Source organism: Acinetobacter sp. YH01024 (assembly GCF_013420195.1).
Lineage (GTDB): Bacteria > Pseudomonadota > Gammaproteobacteria > Pseudomonadales > Moraxellaceae > Acinetobacter > Acinetobacter amyesii.
Genome location: NZ_VOYQ01000035.1, coordinates 1 through 20,540 on the forward strand (window position 1 = coordinate 1; position 20,540 = coordinate 20,540).

The following is a 20,540-nucleotide window of genomic DNA, read 5'->3' on the forward strand; positions in this document are numbered from 1 at the left end:
TTAGAGGAATTGCCACAAGATACGATAAGCTAAAACGTAACTATCAAAGCGCTGTTGCTTTAGCTTGTATATTTATATGGTTGCCTCTTTAGCTCAATTTATCGGCTGTAAATGTCAACACACCCTATTTACCTGAAGATAATAAAACGGGTGTTTCAGACAAAGATGTCGTTGAAATCAGTTCAAACAGTTCTTTCTTGGGTTTAAAGGGCGATGAAAAACTGACAGACCGTTTAAGCGCAGTTTATGCAATTGAATGGGCATTTAACTCAGACGGCGAAGGCGATGACTGGTCTAAGCGTAACCGCTTCGTTGGTTTGAAAGATGCGAAACTTGGTACATTGAAAGTTGGTGCACACGATACCCCATTAAAACAATTGTCTAGTCCGGTTGATACATTCAACAACTACGTGGGTAACCGTGCTGATGTTACAGGCATCATGACTGGCGAAAACCGTGTAGATAACGTTGTTGTCTATGAATCACCAGCATTTAAAATTGCTGAAGGTGCAATTAAAGTTAATGCATTGCTTGCAACAGGTGAATCTTCAGGAATCAAGAGCGATAAAGGTGTAGTAAAAACTGCAGGTCGTGGTCTTGGCGATGCTTGGTCGGCGTCTGTTGTCTATGACAGCCCCGTTGTTGTCGCAGGTTTAGCCTATGACAAAGCCATTCCATCGAACTTTGGTGGTGTAGGGATCTTAAATGCTGAAAGTCCTGAAGTTGCGGGTACAAAAGCATTTGCTGCTGCAAATACCGTTCGTGCGATTGGTCGTGTAAATCTTGAGGGTGGTTTGGCACTCAAAGCACTGTATCAAACATCAGAGGTTGAGGCTGCTAAAGGTAATGATGTTGCAGCAGCAAATATTGATGATGCTCAAGGTTGGTTAGTTGGTGCAGAATACAATCTACCATCTGCAAAAGCTTGGACAGTAAAAGCACAATATAGTCAAAATACCACGACCTATAAAGTGGGTGATGATTACGAAGCTCAGCAATTCATTGCAGGTGCAGATTATGCATTTAGCAAACAAGTGAAAGCTTATGGTTATGCAGGTTACTTAGCACTTGAACAAGGTTCTAATGAAAGCGAACAACCTGTTCTAGGTACAGGTCTAGAATTTAAATTCTAAGACCTTGATTTAAGTTGTTCACAAGGCGATGTTTTACATCGCCTTTTTTTATTTTTCTTGCATGGTTTTGATCAGTTTTAAGTGATTTTTAAGTTTGAATTTTTAGATTAGGGCATCAAAGATCAATAATTGATGCCAATATGCTTCAGGTCATAGCTAAAATACAGCAAAAAATTCCAAGACTTAGTTTAAGTCAATTTAACCTCGTGCTTGCCTTATGGCTTGGGGTGGTTTTGAACCTCGCGTTTTATCAGCAAATCCAGCAGCTCACACCTTATACGGGTCTGAAGGCCGGACTATTTTTAGCGGCAACCGTACTGGTGGTGGTGGCACTTTATAATGTGCTGATGCAACTACTGCAATGGCGATGGAATTCAAAACTTTTGGCGAGTGTTTTGCTGATCATTGGTGGCTTGAGTGCCTATTTCGTCAATAGTTTAGGTGTGACCATTACATCTGACCAAGTACAAAACATGATGCAAACAGATGTAAAGGAAGTGCAGGATTTAATCTCGCCACAATTTTTTATCTGGGTCTTTGGACTGGTTGTTTTGCCAGTGCTTTTGATCTGGCTTTTGCCACTGCATAATGAAGCCCTAAGCACGGTGGTAGCCAAAAAGGGGCTACAAATAGTACTGTCGCTCATCCTCATGGGTGCTTTGCTGTTTGTTTATTTTGTCGATTATGCTGCGATCTTTCGTGAGCATCGTGACTTAAAAGGCATGCTCTCACCACAAAACAGTATCGCTTCGACATTTTCCTATTATCACAAAAAAGCACCGAAACAGAATTTGCCATTGCTGGTCTATGGTGAAGATGCACATATGGTTGAAAACGTAAGCGCCAAAAGCTTACCAAAATTGATGGTTTTAGTGGTCGGTGAAACTGCGCGCGCGGAAAGTTTTTCACTCAATGGCTATGCTAAAAATACCAATCCTGAACTCAGTCAGCAAAATATTATCAATTTTAGCCAAGTCAGTTCATGTGGCACCGCAACCGCTGTGTCTGTTCCTTGTATGTTCTCGGGTATGCCGAGAACCGAATATGACGAACAGCTTGCAAGTCATCGCGAAGGTTTACTCGATATAGCACAGCGTGCAGGTTATAAGGTGACGTGGCTAGATAATAATTCAGGCTGTAAGGGCACATGCACACGTGTTGAAAAATATGAATTTCCTGAAGCACTAAAGAAAAAGTGGTGTGATGCCGATGGCGAATGTCATGATGAAATCTTGGTGGATGGTTTGAAGGCATATTTGGCTTCGATCCCCAAAGCAGATCCAACTCCCCGTTTAATTGTATTACACCAAATGGGCAGTCATGGCCCTGCTTATTTCAAACGAAGTACCGCAGCGTTTCAAAAATTTAAGCCAACCTGTAATAGCAATGCCATACAGGGATGTACTTCGACAGAGTTAATAAATAGTTATGACAACAGTATTGTCTATACCGACCATGTGCTGAGTGAATTGATTAACACCTTAAAAGTGACTAACAACTATCAAACAGGACTGTGGTATTTGTCCGATCATGGCGAGTCGACCGGTGAGCATGGCTTGTATTTACACGGTTCTCCATATGCAATTGCACCGTCACAGCAAACGCATGTGCCGATGTTGATGTGGTTTTCACCGGCTTGGCAAAAAAATAATTCAGCGCAATATACTTGTTTAATGGCACAAAAAAGCCAAAAATTAAGTCAGGATAATCTATTTCCATCGCTATTAAGTTTGCTCGATGTGCAGACTCAAGTGATTGATGAAAAAAACAATATGTTGCAACAATGTACTTCAGTACAGCGCAGGACTTAAGCCCATGCACAAAATACTTATTATTGAAGATGATTTCATGATTGCCGAATCGACTAAAACCTTGTTGAACTATCAACAGTTTGAAGTCGAGTGGGTGAATAATGGTATCGATGGCTTAAAGCTCATAATGCAAGGGGGGATTGATATCGTCTTGCTAGATCTGGGTTTGCCGATGATGGATGGTATGCAAGTCCTGAAACAAATTCGTCAAATGCAGCCCAAATTGCCGGTATTAATCATCTCGGCACGGGATCAACTACAAAATCGTGTAGATGGTTTAAACCATGGGGCAGATGACTATCTGATTAAGCCTTATGAGTTTGATGAATTACTTGCACGGATTCATGCGCTTCTTCGACGCACAGGGCTGAGTTCAGTCGAAGCACCACAGAAAATTTTAAAACATGGTGAATTGATTTTAGATATTGAGCAGCATCTTGCACGCTATAAGGGTCAATATGTCGATTTATCTAACCGTGAATGGGCCATATTGATTCCATTGGTGACACATCCGAATAAGATTTTTTCTAAAGCCAATTTAGAAGATAAGCTTTACGATTTTGATAGTGATATCAGCAGTAATACTATTGAAGTGTATGTGCATCATCTCAGAACAAAATTAGACAAAGATTTTATTCGCACCATTCGTGGTTTAGGTTATCGACTCGGTTAAGGCAAAGGAATTATCAACCATGCACCAGCCTTATTCTCTGAAAAAGAGACTAATTATTTATGTGTCTGTTTTCAGTATGCTTTTGGGCTGTCTTTTGGTGTTTTCAGCATATCGAATTGCGCTTGAAGAAATTAATGAAATTTTAGATGCGCAAATGCAAAATTTGGCGGAACGTGTTGCAGAGCATGATCCGCAGCCCATTCGCAGTGAATTTGATCAACATAAGCATTATCACGAAGAAGATTTATTTGTTGATGTGTGGACCTATCAATCCAATGCACATCAAACCCATCAATTAAAATTATTGGTCGCGCCTCAGCCCAAAGCCGGTTTTTATACCCACAGTACCCAACAGGATGAGTGGCATACCTATATTTTGCCACTCACAGATCGGCAAATTCAGGTCAGTCAGCAAGAGTCGGTTCGGCAGCATCTTGCAGCAGAATTGGCCAGTAGTATGTTTATTCCCTATTTGGTTTTTATACCTTTTGCATTAATCGCTTTGGGATGGTTGATTCAACGCAGCTTAAACCCACTGGAAAAATTTAAAAAAGAACTGGCAAAAAGGGATGCCTTTGAACTTTCTCCAATCTCTCAAATGCCGTATCCAGAGGAAATTGCACCAACCATTATTGAAATGAACCAGTTGTTTGAACGAATTTCGTTGTCGCAGCAGGAACAGCGCCAGTTTATTGCTGACGCAGCGCATGAGTTACGGACCCCGATTACCGCACTGAATTTGCAAATGCAGATTTTGCTACAAAAATTTCCACAAGATGACGCTCTACAAAATTTGAGTAAAGGTTTAATTCGTATTCAGCATTTGGTCAGTCAATTATTGAGTTTGGCAAAACAAGACGCCTCGGTCTTTGAACTTGAGCGCAAACAACATTTTGATCTTAAGCAAGTCGCAACCAATTGCGTGGAGCAACTGGTACATTTGGCTATGCAAAAAGATATTGACCTTGGCATGGAGCAACAACAAAGCATTGCCTTATATAGTCTTGAGCCAACGGTACATTCAATCATTTTTAATTTGATTGATAATGCCATTAAATATACCCCTGCACAGGGCATGATTAATGTCTCCGTCTTTGAACATGCGGGGCAGGCGGTTGTACAGGTTGAAGATAGTGGGCCTGGCATCGACCCAGCTTTATATGAGCAAATTCGAAAACGCTTTTATCGAATTTATAATCATGAAGAAATTGGAAGTGGTTTAGGGCTGGCAATTGTAGATAAAGCCGCAAAACATATCGGTGCGGAATTGGAGTTTTCTAAAAGTGAAACATTGGGTGGTCTGAATGTGAGTTTACAGATCCCATTGAGTGAATCATGAGTGACTCAATCATTTTCAAATCAAGGTCAATTCAGGGATTTAATTAGATCCATGTAAATGCTTTGCTCTTTTGCTGAGTAGTTGATGCATTGAAATGGCGAGAAAACAACACATACATGACACAATTAAATGCCCAAATGATCCATGCTGTCCAAAGGTTATGACTCAGAAAATGTGCACCCCGCATCATTTGCGCCCAGCCAAAAGCAAAGCCTAAAATCAGCCCAGCAGATAAAAAGAAATAGGCACGGGCAGGTCGATGTATTCGATAAACAAAATAGCCCGTGATTAGGGCAAAACCAGTCGCAGCATGGCCACCGGGGAAGCAGTGTCCTTGGCGTGCTGAAAAATCCCAAGAAAAGCCATGGGCTGTGGCGACGGTCATATTCCAAGGGCAGGCATGTGCAGATTGTGATTTGAGTAAACCAATAATTGCCGTGCTGAGTAGAGCCACCACGATAAAATAGCCAAATTCAAACTTACGTGCTTTCAGATGCGGATATTTAAAACTGCATATCCACGCTGCGATATAGAGAACATAAACGCCTATGACAATATTCTTGATATAGCGATGGTTCAGCACCGCAAGTGCCCAATCATTACGATGAGGAAAACCACCATGTAGGTCGACCCAAGGCTGAATAAAAGCTTGGTCGAGCGAACCGCCGACGGGAAAAACATAAAGGAGGCCAACCAAACTGAGTGTGAGCAGCAGGGCTTGTCGCAATAAAAAGGTACGGTTCGAGAGCATAAGTCGTGTGATGTGCTGAAATTATTTTGTTTGAATGCTGCTATTTGAAACCACAAAACTTAAATCAGACTTAATCGGCTATTTGAACTGTATTGATATCGATAGCGAAGAAGGTGCATAAAGCAGAACGGGCATTGTGTTAAAGTTTTTGAAAACTCAGTAATGAAGATTTATGAGCATACGTGCAGTCCTTTTTGATTTAGATAATACCTTGACTCACCGAGATCACAGCGTTCAGGCCTATACGCAGTATTTAGCCGAGTCTTATCAGTCGACGTTGGCGGAGGTAGACCTTGTACAGATTAAACGTATTATTAACCGTATAGATAATGGGGGATATCCGAAAAAAGAACTCCTTACACATCCGAGTATTGGGGCATCTGTCGCTTATGCTCTACAAACGGAGCTGGATTGGATACAACGCCCTGATTTTGATGAACTCACACAATTTTGGTTTCAGCACTTTGGTCAGTTTGCTGTGGCGATGCCAGGAGCATTGAGCTTGCTGCAGCAACTAAAACAACAGCAGTATAAATTGGCGGTGGTGTCGAATGGTGGACATGCCACACGCCTGAATATTTTAAATGGACTGGGTTTTGCATCGTATTTTGATCAGATCATCAGCTCGGAAAGTGCACGCATCAGTAAGCCCAAAGTTGAAATATTTCAGTACAGTTGTCGTGAGTTGGGCGTGACGGAAACCGATTGTTTATTTATTGGTGATCATCCTGTCAATGATATTTATGGTGCGAGCCAAGCAGGGATGTCTGCCGTATTGCTTGAAGGCTTTCATACTTTAAGTGCAGAACAACAGCACAGCATTCCGAATAAAATTCAGCATTTGGATCAGGTCTTAGATTTTCTAAAATAAGGATTTCTAAAAATAGAGCTTTGAGTGCATTTCAGGGTTAAAAAAGCGGCATAAATGCCACTTTAGATTATGCTGTTTAAAACATGTTTTCTTCAGAGTTTGCCGAAATACGGTGAATACTTAAGTCTGCACCACGGAATTCTTCTTCTTGATCTAGGCGAATGCCCATCGTTACTTTGAGTAGACCATAAACGATAAAACCACCAGCCAATGCAATCACGATCGCGAGCAGCGTACCGATACATTGAGAGATCATTGAAATACCGCCTAAACCGCCCAACCATTTTTGTCCAAATACACCCACTGCAATACCACCGAAAGCACCACAGACACCATGTAGTGGCCATACGCCAAGTACATCATCGACTTTGAGTTTGTTTTGAGTGTATGTAAATAGTTTGACAAAGATCAGACCTGCGATAGCGCCGATAATCAACGCACCGACAGGATGAACTACATCTGAGCCTGCACAGATCGCTACCAAACCTGCTAAGGGACCGTTATGTAAGAAACCGGGGTCATTTTTACCCATAAAGTTTGCTGCAAGCGTACCGCCCACCATTGCCATGAGAGAGTTAATCGCAACCAGTCCTGAAATGGCATCCAAACGTTGCGCACTCATCACGTTAAAGCCAAACCAGCCGACGATTAAAATCCAAGAGCCCAAGGCAAGGAATGGAATACTTGAAGGCGGGTGCGCACTGATACGACCGTCTTTTTTATAGCGTCCATGACGTGCGCCAAGTAAAAGTACTGCAACTAAAGCGATCCAACCGCCCATCGCATGTACCACGACCGAACCTGCAAAGTCATGAAAGGCTGCGCCAAATGTGCGTTCTAACCATGCTTGTAGCCCAAAATTACCATTCCACGCCATGCCTTCAAAAAATGGATAGACCAAAGCGACCAATAATAATGTGGCAATCGCTTGAGTCCGCATTTTTGCACGTTCAGCAATACCACCTGAAATAATCGCTGGAATGGCTGCGGCAAAAGTCAGCAGGAAGAAACAACGCATTAAGTTGTAGCCATGATCGGCTGCTAAAGTGTCCCCAATATGAAAAAAGTGCTGACCATAAGAGATGTAATAACCCACAAAAAAGTATGCAATTGCGGAAATAGAAAAGTCAGTCAAAATTTTACTCAGCGCATTGACCTGATTTTTATGTCGTACTGTACCTAATTCTAAAAATGCAAAGCCAGCATGCATGGCAAGAACCAAGACTGCACCAAGAAGGAGAAAGAGGAGATCTATATTTTGCATAAGGTGTTCCAGTTTAGTGCGCTAGTTCACGAAAAGAACTTCAGTATATCGAGCGAAAAAAAATGGAAAAGAGATTGGCGCTAGGGAAATTTTGATTAAAAAAACTAAAAAATGTAGAAGACTCGATATAAAGCAAAGACTTGCATTTAAAGCTTAAAAGTGCACCAAAAAGATGCGCATCAATATTTACAAGAGAAAATTAACTAAATGATTCTTAAATGGAAAAGGCTGAAAAGTGAATATGTTTGAAACTTATTTAATTTTATAGCGCCCAAAAGGGATTAATTCAGGGCATTGAATATTTTTTGAATTTTCATCGGAATGCGAGAAATTTGGGCATGTATTTGAGTTTACTCGCAGATATTACGGTGAACGGTTATTATTGTGCAAATGAAATGAAAGTTGAGAAGAACACAGCTTTAAAATTTGCCTATCATTGGGTCATTTTGTTCATTGAGTTGGTTATTCTGTAGTGCAAATACATGACAAATTATTTCAAAGGGCTTTTATTAGAGTGTTGTAGCGGAAATGCGGTTTTGAGCTCTTTTAGTTCCGGTTGATGAGGAGAATACTAATTTAAGCGAGACGTTGAGTATTGATTGCCTCCGCCCAATCACAGCATCCACATCGTGGGCAAACATCTTGTGCGCCATGGATATACATAGTTTTACCGCAATGCGTACAGGCATAGAGATGATGCATTTTGATATCTCGAACCGCTTTATAGGGTTTCGGAAATAGTGGCAGTCCATAACGCACTTGTTCAGGTGGGTAAAACAAAATACTAAATTTTCCATCACTTTCTAATAAACCAACTCGAACTTGTCCAAGATGCTCCACATTTTGCTGACGCATTTCAGAGAAGAATTCATCATGTGACATTTTACCTTGTTTAATCTTTTCTAAAACCAATTCACCATCTTCCACAATGTAGAGGGCTTTGCCTTCAATTAAATCTTCAAAAGGTTGGTATTTCATCATTAGCCAAGTGATAACTCGGTATAAACCAATCACCACCGTCATCACAATGAGCGCTTGTAAGAGGGGGAGTTCCTCTTCAAACATTGGGTCGCCTGCAATAGAACCCAAAGCAAGGAGTATCGCAACTTCAAAGATGGATAACTGTCGCACACCGCGTTTGCCCGTTAGGCGTAAGAATACGATGATTAAAACGAACATAATGACGCTACGCAAAATCACTTCGGCAGCAAAAGTCCATGTGGTGTCATGGATGAAAATTTGAGTGAAATCCATGTCTCATCCTTTTTTATCGTTATATGTTTTAACTTAGCAAAGCGCTAGGCGATAAAGCAGCTCAATTGTGTTAATTTTTAAGCATAATTTGAAAATGGATTTCATACTAACGGTATTGTATGCATGACATATTTAATGAAAAAAGTGCTTAAAATAGCTATAAAAAAAAGCACCGACGAATCGATGCTTTTGATGTGGGTTGGCAATTTTGAAGATGTTCAGTTATTTAATATGTTCCGCAATATCCGTAAAGATCACGCCTAAACCATGTGCGCCTGCATCTGGATAGCCAAGACTGCGATCGCCTACAGTTCCCGCACGTCCCATACGCGCTACGATTTCTTTGGTATTTTCAGCGCCTTGAACTGCCGCTTTTGCACCTAATGTAAAGTTTTCTTTAAATGATTTATCGGTATGGGCAGACCAAGAATCTGCGCATGGTACAAGTGCATCAATCAGGGTTTTATCACCCACCACTGCGCCACGTCCAAATGAACGCTCACCTGTGGTTTGAATGCCTTTGACCGCTGCTTGCAGCATCTCTGCAAAATCTGCGGTAGTTAAAACTGATTTGCCTTGAATTGATTTCGCTGCTGCACGGAATGCTGAACCCCAGATTGGGCCAGACGCACCACCACAGTGTTCCATAATGATCATTGAGCAGTTCAGCATGAATTTATCCATCTGCTGAGCTTGGATCAGACTTTGCCATTCGCGTTTTAATTGCTTGAAGCCTTTCGCCACGCTCATACCGAAGTCGCCGTCACCTGCATGGGCATCCAATTCACAGAATGGCACTTCATTTCTAATGATACAGGCAGACATGACATCGACCACATAGCGCATGTTTTCGATGGTGAATTGCTCATTGCTGATCACCGCATGTTCAGGCTGCGTTTCAACTTGGGTGTTCACCACAGCTTCGGTAGCAGCATTTTTAGTTGCAAAAGTTAAAGGCTGTGCTGCTGAACCATCCATTTTAAATGCAGGGGTGTTGGCTGCTGCATCGAGGTAAGTTTTCAATTCATCATCGACAGCAAGCAAGGACACAGATGCACCATTCATGTCGATACTGGTCATATAGTTGCCGACAAATGTGCGGTAAATTTTGATACCTTTACGTGCAAGGTGTTCGCATACATCATGGTTAAAGACATACAACTCTTGCAGCGGTGTGCTACCAAAGCCATTGACCAAGACTGCAACTTCTTTCATGTCTGGGCGGTCAAGGAACAGGTCATCCACGATGCGCTGTGCCATTTTTTTGGATGGCAAGATTTTTTCACGACGGATGCCGGGTTCACCGTGAATGCCGACGCCATATTCCATTTCGTCATCAGCCAAAGTAAACGTTGGCGTGCCTTTGGCTGGAACAGTACATGAGCTATAAGCAAAACCAAGGCTAATGACGTTGTCCGCAGCTTTTTGAGCAATCGCTTTTACGTCTGCAAGTTCTAAGCCTTTTGATGCTGCTGCGCCTGCAATCTTATGTACAAATACTGTGCCTGCAACACCACGACGACCGACTGTATATAGGCTGTCTTTAACCGCAATGTCATCTGCCACTTTTACATAGTCAACTTTAATGCCGTCTTCAGTTGCAAGGGCTGCGCCATTCTGGAAATTCATCATATCGCCAGAATAGTTTTTGATGATCATCAACACGCCTTTGTCGGTTGCGACGTGTTGTAAGGCTTTATAGACCTGAATTTGCGATGGAGATGCAAACACGTCCCCACATACGGCAGCGTCTAACATGCCTGTACCGACAAAACCTGCATGGGCAGGTTCGTGACCGCTACCACCACCACTGATAAGTGCCACGTTATTGTGCTTTTCTTTGCGTGTAATGATTTTGTGCGACTCGTTAAATGCGAGTTCTGGATGGGCAAGAACAAAGCCTTTGCACATTTCAATTACGATGTTTTCTGCACCGTTCATGAGTTTTTTCATGGATGTACCAATCTGTATTTATAGGGGAGAGTTCTAAGTTTTAATTATTCAGGAATTTGAAGTTTTTTGCTGATTAAATAATGTAAAAACGGATGGTTTGGAAAGTATAGATTGAGCTTTTGAAACTTTACCTCTCCCTAACCCTTACTTTCATTTTGTTTTAAATCAAAGCTTAAAGGTTATTATAGGGGTAATATCCATTAATAAATTCATAAAGTTTTTAATTCACAATGAAAGCTCCCTCTCACTCTGGGATGAGACGCATTGCTTAGCAAGGGGGAGGAGGAATGGGTAGGTGCTAGGACGGATTGATGAGTGGTCTTTTAGCGTTTTTTGAAATTTCCTATAAAGGAATCCCAATACATCTGATTTAGTGAGATTCTCATTTTTTAAGACATGTCTATTATTTTACTAGGATAGATTATTTTTTAATTAAGTTTTTGTTGAAATGGATATCAGTCAAAAAATAATAACCAAATCTATCTGAATAATTTTCTGCATAGGTTAAACAAACTGATTGTGGTGGATTTTCCAAATATTCAAAATGGCTTCCAGTCATAGAAATTTGATCTGATTCAGGGAAACTAAGATTTTTACCATCTAACATTGTGAAATGGAAAATAATTTGTTGCCATGAGTTGCGATGACTTCCTCGCAGAATTGTTGAATGACCTGTATATGTGCCGCATTTTTTGACTTTATGGTTTGATTGCATGGCATCATTAATTTTTTGCGTACGAAAATGATCAATAATAAGTGATCCCATGTGTGCAAAGCATGACATAAAAATGATAATCCAGATTAGTGAATGTGTGTATTTCCATACAAAAACGGATCCTATTAAACACACAATACCAAAGCTTATTTCCATAATCATTTCGAGCCACCAACTATTCACAAAATTAAAAAAAGTTCATTTTATTTTTAAAGGCTAAAGGTAGGGGGCTATTATTCTAACTGATTTAATTGCTTGATTCTCTGGTCAATACGATCGGCATTGCATGATAGATTGATTAACTTAGATCCTGCACCTTGTACACTGCTAGATAGATAAGATACGAGTTCATCACAATGACTATTTTTATATAACAACCAATTCTTTTGAGAGGTTTCTAAAATTTTCTGACCTTCCTCATCCATAGTGTTATAAAGCTTTTGATAAGTTTGGTTGAGCTTGGTTTTATTAGATTTTAATTCTTTTTCATAACAGGCAATTTCATCATAAACATTACTTATCTTACATTCTGCAAAAGCAAAAGATGAAATAAAAGGTAAAACTAAAAGTAAGAATATTTTTTCATTTTATAAAATTCGTTTATGTGTTTTTAAGATTTTTGATTATAAATAAAAAACCCCCTCACACGAGGGGATTTTTTCAAACTAATTATTGAACTGAATCATCCAAATTTGGCGCTAACCAACGTTTCGCTTCATCCAGTGTCCAACCTTTACGCTGCGCATAATCTTCAAGCTGGTCGCCTGCGATTTTACCCACGTTAAAGTACTGGCTTTCAGGGTTTGCATAGTAGAAACCGCTGACAGATGAAGGCGGCCACATTGCAAAACTAGAAGTCAATTGCGTACCAATCTTGTCGGTAGAACCTAACCAGTCAAACAATGGCGCTTTTTCAGAATGCTCAGGACAAGCAGGGTAGCCCGGTGCAGGACGGATGCCTATATACTTCTCTTTAATCAATTCTTCATTGCTTAAGGTTTCAGACGCTTGGTTACCCCAGAACTCTTTACGGATGCGCTCATGCAAATGCTCCGCAAACGCTTCCGCAAAACGGTCACCTAAAGATTGCGCAAGAATTGCAGAGTAGTCATCGCCTTTAGCTTTGTACTCATTGGCCATTTCTTCTGCACCAAAGATCGATACAGTGAAACCGCCCAAGTAGTCTTCTGCGACACCTTTAGGCGCAATAAAGTCCGCTAATGACAAGTTTGGTTTACCTGTCACTTTATCAGACTGTTGACGAATGTGATGGAAGGTATGCGTAACCGATTGACCATCTTCGCTATACACTTCAACCGAATCCGCTGCAGAACGGTTAGCAGGGTAAATACCAAACACAGCACGAGCATCAAAACGTTTGTTGTCGATGATGTCTTTTAGCATGGTCTGTGCTTGTTCATACAAGTCAGTTGCTGCTTCACCTACAACTTCATCCGTTAAGATAGCAGGGAATTTACCTGCCAAACTCCAAGAAATGAAGAACGGTGTCCAGTCAAAGTACTCAACTAATGTTTCCAATGGATAATTGGTCAGCGTTTGCGTACCAATAAAGTTTGGCTTCACAGGTGCATTGGCTGCAAAGTCAATTTTTAAACCATTTTCAACCGATTCAGCATACGTCAGTTTCGCTGCTTTCGGCTGTTTGTTGGCAATACGCTCACGGACTTTTTCATATTCAGCACGGGTTTCTGCTACAAACTTTGGCTTCATTTCTTTAGAAAGTAAAGTTGTTGCTACACCCACAGCTCGTGAAGCATCGGCAACATAAATGACTGCATCATTTGAATATTGCGGATCAATTTTCACTGCCGTATGCGCTTTAGAAGTGGTTGCACCGCCAATCATCAATGGAACATTAAAGCCTTTGCGCTGCATTTCTTTCGCAACAAAAACCATTTCATCCAGTGACGGCGTAATCAGGCCAGATAGACCAATAATGTCGACTTTCTCATCAATGGCAGTTTGCAGAATCTTCTCGCAAGGCACCATCACCCCAAGGTCGATAATGTCATAGCCGTTACAGCCCAACACCACACCTACGATATTTTTACCGATGTCATGCACATCGCCCTTCACAGTTGCCATCAGGACTTTACCCTTAGATTGGCCAGCTGTTTTTTCCGCTTCAATGAACGGGTTCAGCCAAGCTACGGCTTGCTTCATTACACGTGCAGATTTCACTACTTGCGGCAGGAACATTTTGCCCGAACCAAACAAGTCGCCCACGACGTTCATGCCGTCCATCAGCGGGCCTTCAATCACGTCTAGAGGACGAGCTGATTTTAAACGAGCTTCTTCAGTATCTTCATCGATGAACGTTGTGATGCCTTTCACCAAAGCATGTTCAAGACGTTTTTCAACTGGAAGTTCACGCCATTCCAAGTTTTCAACTTGTTTTTGTGCAGCGCCTTGACCACGGTATTTTTCAGCAACTTCAAGCAGCTTTTCTGTTGCTTCTTGATGGCTTTCACCTTGGTTTTGATTCAAGATCACATCTTCAACCGCAGCTTTCAGTTCAGCATCAATATCGTCATAAATCGCCATTTGACCTGCGTTGACAATACCCATAGTCATGCCTTGCTGAATGGCATGGTATAAGAACACTGAGTGAATCGCTTCACGTACAGGCTCGTTACCGCGGAATGAGAACGATACGTTAGACACACCGCCAGAAATCATGGCATGCGGCAAGTTTTGCTTAATCCAGCCAGTCGCTTCAATGAAGTCCACAGCATAGTTATTGTGTTCTTCAATACCAGTTGCCACGGCAAACACGTTCGGGTCAAAAATGATGTCTTCAGCAGGGAAGCCAACTTCATTCACTAACACGTCATAAGAGCGCTTACAGATTTCTTTTTTACGTGCAGCAGTGTCGGCCTGACCATTTTCGTCAAAGGCCATCACAATTACGGCAGCGCCATACTGACGGCACAAACGCGCTTTTGCAACGAACTCGTCATAGCCTTCTTTTAAGGAAATCGAGTTAACAACCGCTTTACCTTGTACACATTTTAAGCCCGCTTCAATGATTTCCCATTTAGATGAGTCAATCATGATCGGCACACGTGAAATTTCAGGTTCAGAGGCTACAAGATTCAGGAAGTGCACCATTGCGCCTTCTGAATCCAGCATGCCTTCATCCATGTTGATGTCGATAATCTGAGCACCGGCTTCAACTTGCTGCTGTGCAACTTCTAAAGCTTCGGCAAAGTTTTCTTCACGGATTAAGCGTAAGAATTTTTTAGAACCTGTTACGTTGGTACGTTCACCCACGTTCACAAAAAGTGATTCTTCAGTGATGTTAAATGGCTCTAAACCACTTAAACGACACGCAGGTTTAGTCTCTGGCACTTGGCGCGGGGCAATGTCTTTTACGGCATTGGCAATAGCACGGATGTGATCCGGCGTTGTACCGCAGCAGCCGCCGGTAATGTTAATCAAGCCACTTTCTGCAAATTCTTTAATAAAGGCAGCTGTTTCTTCAGGGGTTTCATCATAACCGCCGAAGGCATTTGGTAAGCCAGCGTTCGGATGCGCCGAAACAAAAGTATCGGCAACGTCAGCAATGGTTTTTACATACGGACGCATGGCATCTGCACCTAGGGCACAGTTAAAGCCAATCGACAATAAATCACCATGACGCACAGAGTTCCAGAACGCTTCAGCAGTTTGGCCAGTTAAAGTTCGGCCAGAGGCATCGGTAATCGTGCCTGAAATCATCAATGGCAATTCGTAGCCAATTTGGTTGAAGACTTCTTTCACTGCAAAAATGGCAGCTTTACAGTTTAAGGTATCGAATACAGTTTCAATGAGTAGAATATCCGCACCGCCTTCAATCAGGGCATGCGCAGCTTCAATATAGTTTTCTTTTAGCTCATCAAAAGTGATGTTACGGAATGCTGGGTCATTTACATTTGGCGAGATCGAGCAAGTGCGTGAAGTCGGCCCAAGCACACCTGCAACAAAACGCGGTTTTTCAGGCGTAGAGTATTTTTCACAAGCGGCTTTAGCAATACGCGCTGCTTCACGGTTGATCTCTGATACCAAATCTTCCATGTGGTAGTCAGACATTGAAACTTTAGTGCCGTTAAAGCTGTTGGTTTCAATAATGTCTGCGCCAGCATCGAGGTAGGCTTCATGAATGCCTTGGATAATTTGCGGCTGCGTCAACACCAATAGGTCATTATTGCCTTTGAGGTCAGATGCCCAATCTGCAAAACGCTCACCACGGTAGTCAGCTTCTTCGAGTTTATGACGCTGAATCATGGTGCCCATTGCACCGTCGATAATCAGAATCCGTTGAGCGAGCAGCTCTTTTAGGGTGGCAAGCGTGGACATAAATAACCCCAATCCGATGGAATATAAAATCGGCAAATATATTAACAGAATTCATTGCAGTTTTATTGATATTCAACCATCTTTACAGCGCGCAATTATTAGCTTGTTGAATTAATGAGCAATATTGCAACTTGTTAATTTCATATACCAATTTCATATAAATGTATGGAAAGCTTCATGAATTTGTCATATTGCTCAGGCAAGCTTGAAAAACAAACAGTAGGGCTATGCAATATGAAAAAAAAAGATGACAGATGAAATATAAGTTGAAACATTGGGTTTCAAAGAAATTAAAGTTTGAATATGAAGCTTAAACAACTGATTTACTTTATGAAAGTAGAGTATAAAAGTCGGTTTTTAACACTTTAAAAAAACAAATAAAGCATGAAAAATTGCTTTATATGACACCGCTTTGTCATATAATTGTCATAATTAAATTGAACAATATGGGGATTTTAAAATCCTCTATTCCTGCCTGCATGAATTCTAAACAAACTCCCGTAGATTCAGCGCACACGTCGACTACTCAAAAGTCTACGAATGTTCATGTGCCTACACCGAAATTCTTTATGCCGGTATTTTTAACGGTGATTATTTCAACGTTGATTTATATTGGTTTTCAGGTGACTGCCGATTTAGCGCATGTTCCGCCTTTAAGTCTTTATTCAATGATTTTATTGGGCACAGCCTTATTCATCGCACTTGGCTTTGAATTTGTAAATGGTTTCCATGACACTGCAAATGCAGTAGCAACAGTGATTTATACCAATGCTTTGTCAGCACCGGTTGCGGTAATGTGGGCGGGTTTCTGTAACTTCCTAGGCGTAATGGTTGCCAGTGGTGCAGTCGCTTACGGCATTATTGCTTTATTACCTGTTGAATTGATTATGAATGTCGGTTCAGGTGCAGGTTTTGCCATGGTTTTCGCTATGCTGATCGCAGCGATTTTGTGGAATTTAGGAACTTGGTTCTTAGGCATCCCGGCGTCTAGTTCGCATACTTTGATTGGTTCTATTCTTGGCGTTGGCATCATGAACTACCTGTTAAATGCAGGCGGTGGTGCGAGCGGTGTAGATATGGGGCAGGTGCTTAAAGTCGGTAAGGCGTTATTGTTCTCGCCACTGATTGGTTTTGCATTTGCCGCTTTAGTTTTCTTGTTGGTGAAGCGTATTTTCCGCAAACAGCTTGAATTGTTTCAACCACCAGAAGGCAATAAGCCACCACCACCACTGATTCGTGCAATTTTGATCTTTACCTGTACAGGTGTAAGTTTTGCGCACGGTTCAAATGATGGTCAAAAAGGTATGGGTCTGATCATGCTGATTTTGATCGGATGTGTGCCATTGGCTTATTCACTGAATAAGAACTTAGATAATCAACATATTCAATCTTTCCATCAGTTATCTGCTCAAACTGCGACGGCGATCTACGCAGAGCATAAGGATATTCCTGATGCACAAGCACGTGATGTACTCACCAAATACATTCAAACTAAAGAAGTCAGCCCAGAAGTTGTGCCAGCTTTGGCAAGTTTGACCGATCATTTAGGTGAGCGAGTTGCACAGTATGGCGACTTAAAAGATATTCCTGAACAAGAAGTATCTTCGATTCGTAATGATATGTACCTCAGTACCACTGCTTTTAAACGTCTAGATAAAGCTGAACAACTACCAGCAATGGCAGAAGCTGAACAAAAGACAGTGAAGGAATATCGTAGTCACTTAGATTCGTTCTTACAGTACATTCCAACATGGGTAAAAGTCGCTGTTGCATTGGCACTGGGTCTTGGAACCATGGTGGGTTGGAAACGTATTGTCGTGACTGTAGGTGAGCGTATTGGTAAAAACCACATGACCTATGGTCAGGGCATGTCTGCCGAGCTTGTTGCTATGTCAACGATTGCTGCTGCAGATGGTTTTGGTATGCCAGTATCGACGACACACGTACTTAACTCTGCGGTTGCAGGTACCATGGTCGCGAATAAATCGGGTCTGAACTTTACAACAGTGAAGACCATTCTATCGGCTTGGGTCTTCACTTTACCTGCAACGATCTGTCTATCAGGTTGCTTGTACTGGTTATTCTTGAAAGTGTTCTAAGCAACTCAAATTCTAGGTATAAAAAAACGCTGCTTCGGCAGCGTTTTTTTATGGCTTTATCTCAGACATCACCGATTTGAATGGGATGACTGAGAGCTGAATTAGAACAATCAAGCTAGCAAGTTGAAGCTTTGCAAAGTTCAGTAATAATTTAAACCGAAGGCAATTACGCTTTCTTAAACAGCCCCAATACTTTTTTCACGGGCAGTTTTTCTTCAGCAAAACCATACAGCGCTGCAAAAGGTAAGGCGGTACGTGCCAAATAAGCCACACGCCATAAGCCACCATGGTTGGCACCATGCATCATGAGTTCTAATGGATGGTCTAGCGCTGTTTCAGGGTTAGCAACCGATTGAGGATTTCTCAAGTCGTGAATCCATAATGCAGCCATGAGTGCATTGGTGGTTTCAGGTTGGAAGGATTCCACATCAAATAAACTCGCACCATTAAATGCGGCTTTTAATAATGGATTCTTCGTCACTGAGCGGGTCGTGGTGGATGGCGCAATATTGATACTAACCCGCTGACCATTTTGACGTGCGACAGTTGCGCGCCATTGTTGGATGCGTTTTGCGAGTGCGTAGTTTGGACCTTGTTCCACCACCAAACAGTCAGCGATACCATAGGATTTTCCATTGTCTGCTGTGGTGGTTTGCTCATTATTTTGCTTAAAGAAATGCTGACCTGTGACTTTGGCAATGCTTTGCGTCAATAGCTTTTGTGCAGACGCACGGTTTTGGAATTTGGCTTGCGCTGCCGTAACGATCTCTTCTGGAACCGCATAGACATCGGTCGGAGTACACATAAACATCAAGCTGGTGTTGGCTTTTTGTTGACTGACATAGGCCATGATGCTGTCCATTGCCATTGCAACACGAACATGCTTTTCACCATCTAAATAGGCAATTGCAGCCAGATCAAGTTGATGTTCACTTTGTGCAAGCCACTGTGCAATTTCAGGAATGTGTGTCAGTAAATTGGCGCCCAATTTGTGTTTTAGTTCTTGAATGGGTGTGTCTTCATGCACAGTGTCGAGACTCGGTGCATATAAAGTGGCATTACCAGCTTGAACAATGCTTAAGATTCGATCCCAAACACGTTCATTATTGAGGTCGATTGCCACAATATTGGCTTTCCATTTTGCTAACCACGTCAGTGGGCCAGCTTCGGAAGCAGCACCAAAAAGCACCATAGTCCGATCTGACAAATCGAACCATTCTGGGTGGGCAATGGCTTCACGTAATGCGTCGGCATGACTGGCTTCAATGATGCCAGCATCTTGCCATTTTTGAATCTGAGCCAGTAACGCCTCACCTTGCAGTTTTTGGCCATGATAGGGCACATACCACTCAGGCGCTGCGTCACTTTCACCTTTTAATTTCACGGTATGCAGTGGATGTGCAGTTAAAGCCACTGCATCTTTGAGCGTATGCTTTTCTTGATCACGATAAAATTCAAAGACGTGATGCGCTTTATTTAAACCTTGCTCAGCAATGTTGATCGCTGCTTCAGATGATTGAATCCCTTGTTCAACCAAGGCTTTAAAATATTCAGGATATTTTTTACGCCAGTTTTTTTCTTGTTTTGCACGTACAGAAGACTGATGGTCAACTGCAGCTAAGGCTTCAGCGATAATTTCACGACCGGTTTTAGATGTACTCGGCTTTTGGTTTGAAGCCGAAATGGGAAATTGAAGACCTTCAGTTGAACTCGACATGCAAAATATCTCAGCTAATTTTGTCATTAATATACAGATGTATACATTATCTATGCCAAATTAAAAAACAGGGTGGCATAAAATGCCAGATTTATATGATTTGTCATGTGCTTTTGTGAACTTTCGTAGAATATACAGCTTCAAATTTTACTGACGGAATTGAAAAAGCCTTCGGTTTGAAGGCTTAAAAGAAGAGGGCATTAAATCAATAACGGCAAATCAACAACGGCCTTTTTTAGCCTGTCCGGGCGGGCAAAAGTCGCCATGGCGATCTGGGTAATTATAAGGATAGTGATTACGATCTGGGTCGACCACGATACTGCCTTCACGAGTGTGAACGGCACAAGCACTCAACACGCAGGTCAACAGCAAACTTGAGAACATCAGGACTATTTTCATTGGAATTTTCCTTTTTTATTCTGTGTCATTTCAGTTTAAATCAGGGCAAGGGTAGATAGCGTTTCAATCTGCTGTGAAATTGTATAGCTCGATATTCAAAGTGCGGTGCTGTAAATGTGGGAAATTGGCTAAAGAAAAAAATTAAAGGACATTTCGGTTTAACGAAGCACAATAAAAAAGCCTAAACTGAAACGGTTTAGGC

General features: G+C 41.7%; 14 protein-coding genes and 2 pseudogenes. 7 read left to right on the plus strand and 9 right to left on the minus strand.

Going from position 1 to position 20,540, the window contains the following annotated elements; translation table 11 throughout:
* The 5 genes and pseudogenes from FTT88_RS12875 to FTT88_RS12895 all read left to right on the plus strand — a co-directional run.
* Positions 1-92, plus strand: a pseudogene (locus FTT88_RS12875) (IS5/IS1182 family transposase); the annotation flags it as partial.
* Positions 93-107: 15 nt separating this feature from the next.
* Positions 108-1,133 (plus strand): annotated as a pseudogene (locus FTT88_RS12880) (porin); the annotation flags it as partial.
* 140 nt (positions 1,134-1,273) lie between these two features.
* Positions 1,274-2,944 (plus strand): phosphoethanolamine transferase, encoded by a 1,671-nt coding sequence (locus FTT88_RS12885; RefSeq protein ID WP_180005258.1) that lies wholly within the window; start codon positions 1,274-1,276, stop codon positions 2,942-2,944.
* Positions 2,945-2,948: 4 nt separating this feature from the next.
* The gene (locus tag FTT88_RS12890; protein WP_078189962.1) at positions 2,949-3,617 is read left to right on the plus strand and encodes a response regulator transcription factor; all 669 of its coding nucleotides are present in this window, start codon (positions 2,949-2,951) and stop codon (positions 3,615-3,617) included.
* A 19-nt stretch (positions 3,618-3,636) separates the two neighbouring features.
* Positions 3,637-4,956, plus strand: coding sequence for an ATP-binding protein (locus tag FTT88_RS12895; RefSeq protein ID WP_180005259.1), 1,320 nt, complete (start codon positions 3,637-3,639; stop codon positions 4,954-4,956).
* A 43-nt stretch (positions 4,957-4,999) separates the two neighbouring features.
* Here FTT88_RS12895 and FTT88_RS12900 read toward each other — a convergent pair whose 3' ends face one another.
* Entirely contained in the window at positions 5,000-5,707 is a 708-nt protein-coding gene (locus tag FTT88_RS12900; RefSeq protein ID WP_180005260.1) for a phosphatase PAP2 family protein, read from the minus strand.
* Between the two features lie 172 nt (positions 5,708-5,879).
* Here FTT88_RS12900 and FTT88_RS12905 point away from each other — a divergent pair, with 172 nt between their 5' ends.
* Entirely contained in the window at positions 5,880-6,578 is a 699-nt protein-coding gene (locus FTT88_RS12905; protein ID WP_180005261.1) for an HAD family hydrolase, read from the plus strand.
* A 76-nt stretch (positions 6,579-6,654) separates the two neighbouring features.
* On the opposite strand, the gene FTT88_RS12910 is transcribed toward FTT88_RS12905, so the two are convergent.
* The 6 genes from FTT88_RS12910 to metH form a co-directional block, all read right to left on the minus strand.
* A complete protein-coding gene (locus FTT88_RS12910) occupies positions 6,655-7,842 on the minus strand; it encodes an ammonium transporter (RefSeq protein WP_180005262.1) in 1,188 nt (395 codons plus the stop codon).
* A 576-nt stretch (positions 7,843-8,418) separates the two neighbouring features.
* Positions 8,419-9,096 (minus strand): DUF421 domain-containing protein, encoded by a 678-nt coding sequence (locus tag FTT88_RS12915; RefSeq protein WP_180005263.1) that lies wholly within the window; start codon positions 9,094-9,096, stop codon positions 8,419-8,421.
* A 222-nt stretch (positions 9,097-9,318) separates the two neighbouring features.
* Entirely contained in the window at positions 9,319-11,049 is a 1,731-nt protein-coding gene (gene dhaK, locus FTT88_RS12920; protein WP_180005264.1) for a dihydroxyacetone kinase subunit DhaK, read from the minus strand.
* A 421-nt stretch (positions 11,050-11,470) separates the two neighbouring features.
* A complete protein-coding gene (locus FTT88_RS12925) occupies positions 11,471-11,926 on the minus strand; it encodes a hypothetical protein (RefSeq protein ID WP_180005265.1) in 456 nt (151 codons plus the stop codon).
* A 71-nt stretch (positions 11,927-11,997) separates the two neighbouring features.
* Complete coding sequence (locus tag FTT88_RS17540; RefSeq protein WP_180005277.1) at positions 11,998-12,342, minus strand: lysozyme inhibitor LprI family protein; 345 nt, start codon at positions 12,340-12,342, stop codon at positions 11,998-12,000.
* Positions 12,343-12,433: 91 nt separating this feature from the next.
* A complete protein-coding gene (metH, locus tag FTT88_RS12935) occupies positions 12,434-16,123 on the minus strand; it encodes a methionine synthase (protein WP_180005266.1) in 3,690 nt (1,229 codons plus the stop codon).
* 479 nt (positions 16,124-16,602) lie between these two features.
* Here metH and FTT88_RS12940 point away from each other — a divergent pair, with 479 nt between their 5' ends.
* Positions 16,603-18,222: an inorganic phosphate transporter gene (locus tag FTT88_RS12940; RefSeq protein WP_180005278.1), complete on the plus strand. Its 1,620-nt coding sequence runs from the start codon at positions 16,603-16,605 to the stop codon at positions 18,220-18,222.
* Positions 18,223-18,388: 166 nt separating this feature from the next.
* Here FTT88_RS12940 and FTT88_RS12945 read toward each other — a convergent pair whose 3' ends face one another.
* Positions 18,389-19,939, minus strand: a complete 1,551-nt coding sequence (locus FTT88_RS12945) for a hypothetical protein (protein WP_180005267.1) — start codon at positions 19,937-19,939, stop codon at positions 18,389-18,391.
* A 219-nt stretch (positions 19,940-20,158) separates the two neighbouring features.
* Positions 20,159-20,338: a hypothetical protein gene (locus FTT88_RS12950; protein WP_180005268.1), complete on the minus strand. Its 180-nt coding sequence runs from the start codon at positions 20,336-20,338 to the stop codon at positions 20,159-20,161.
* Positions 20,339-20,540 lie beyond the last annotated feature (202 nt).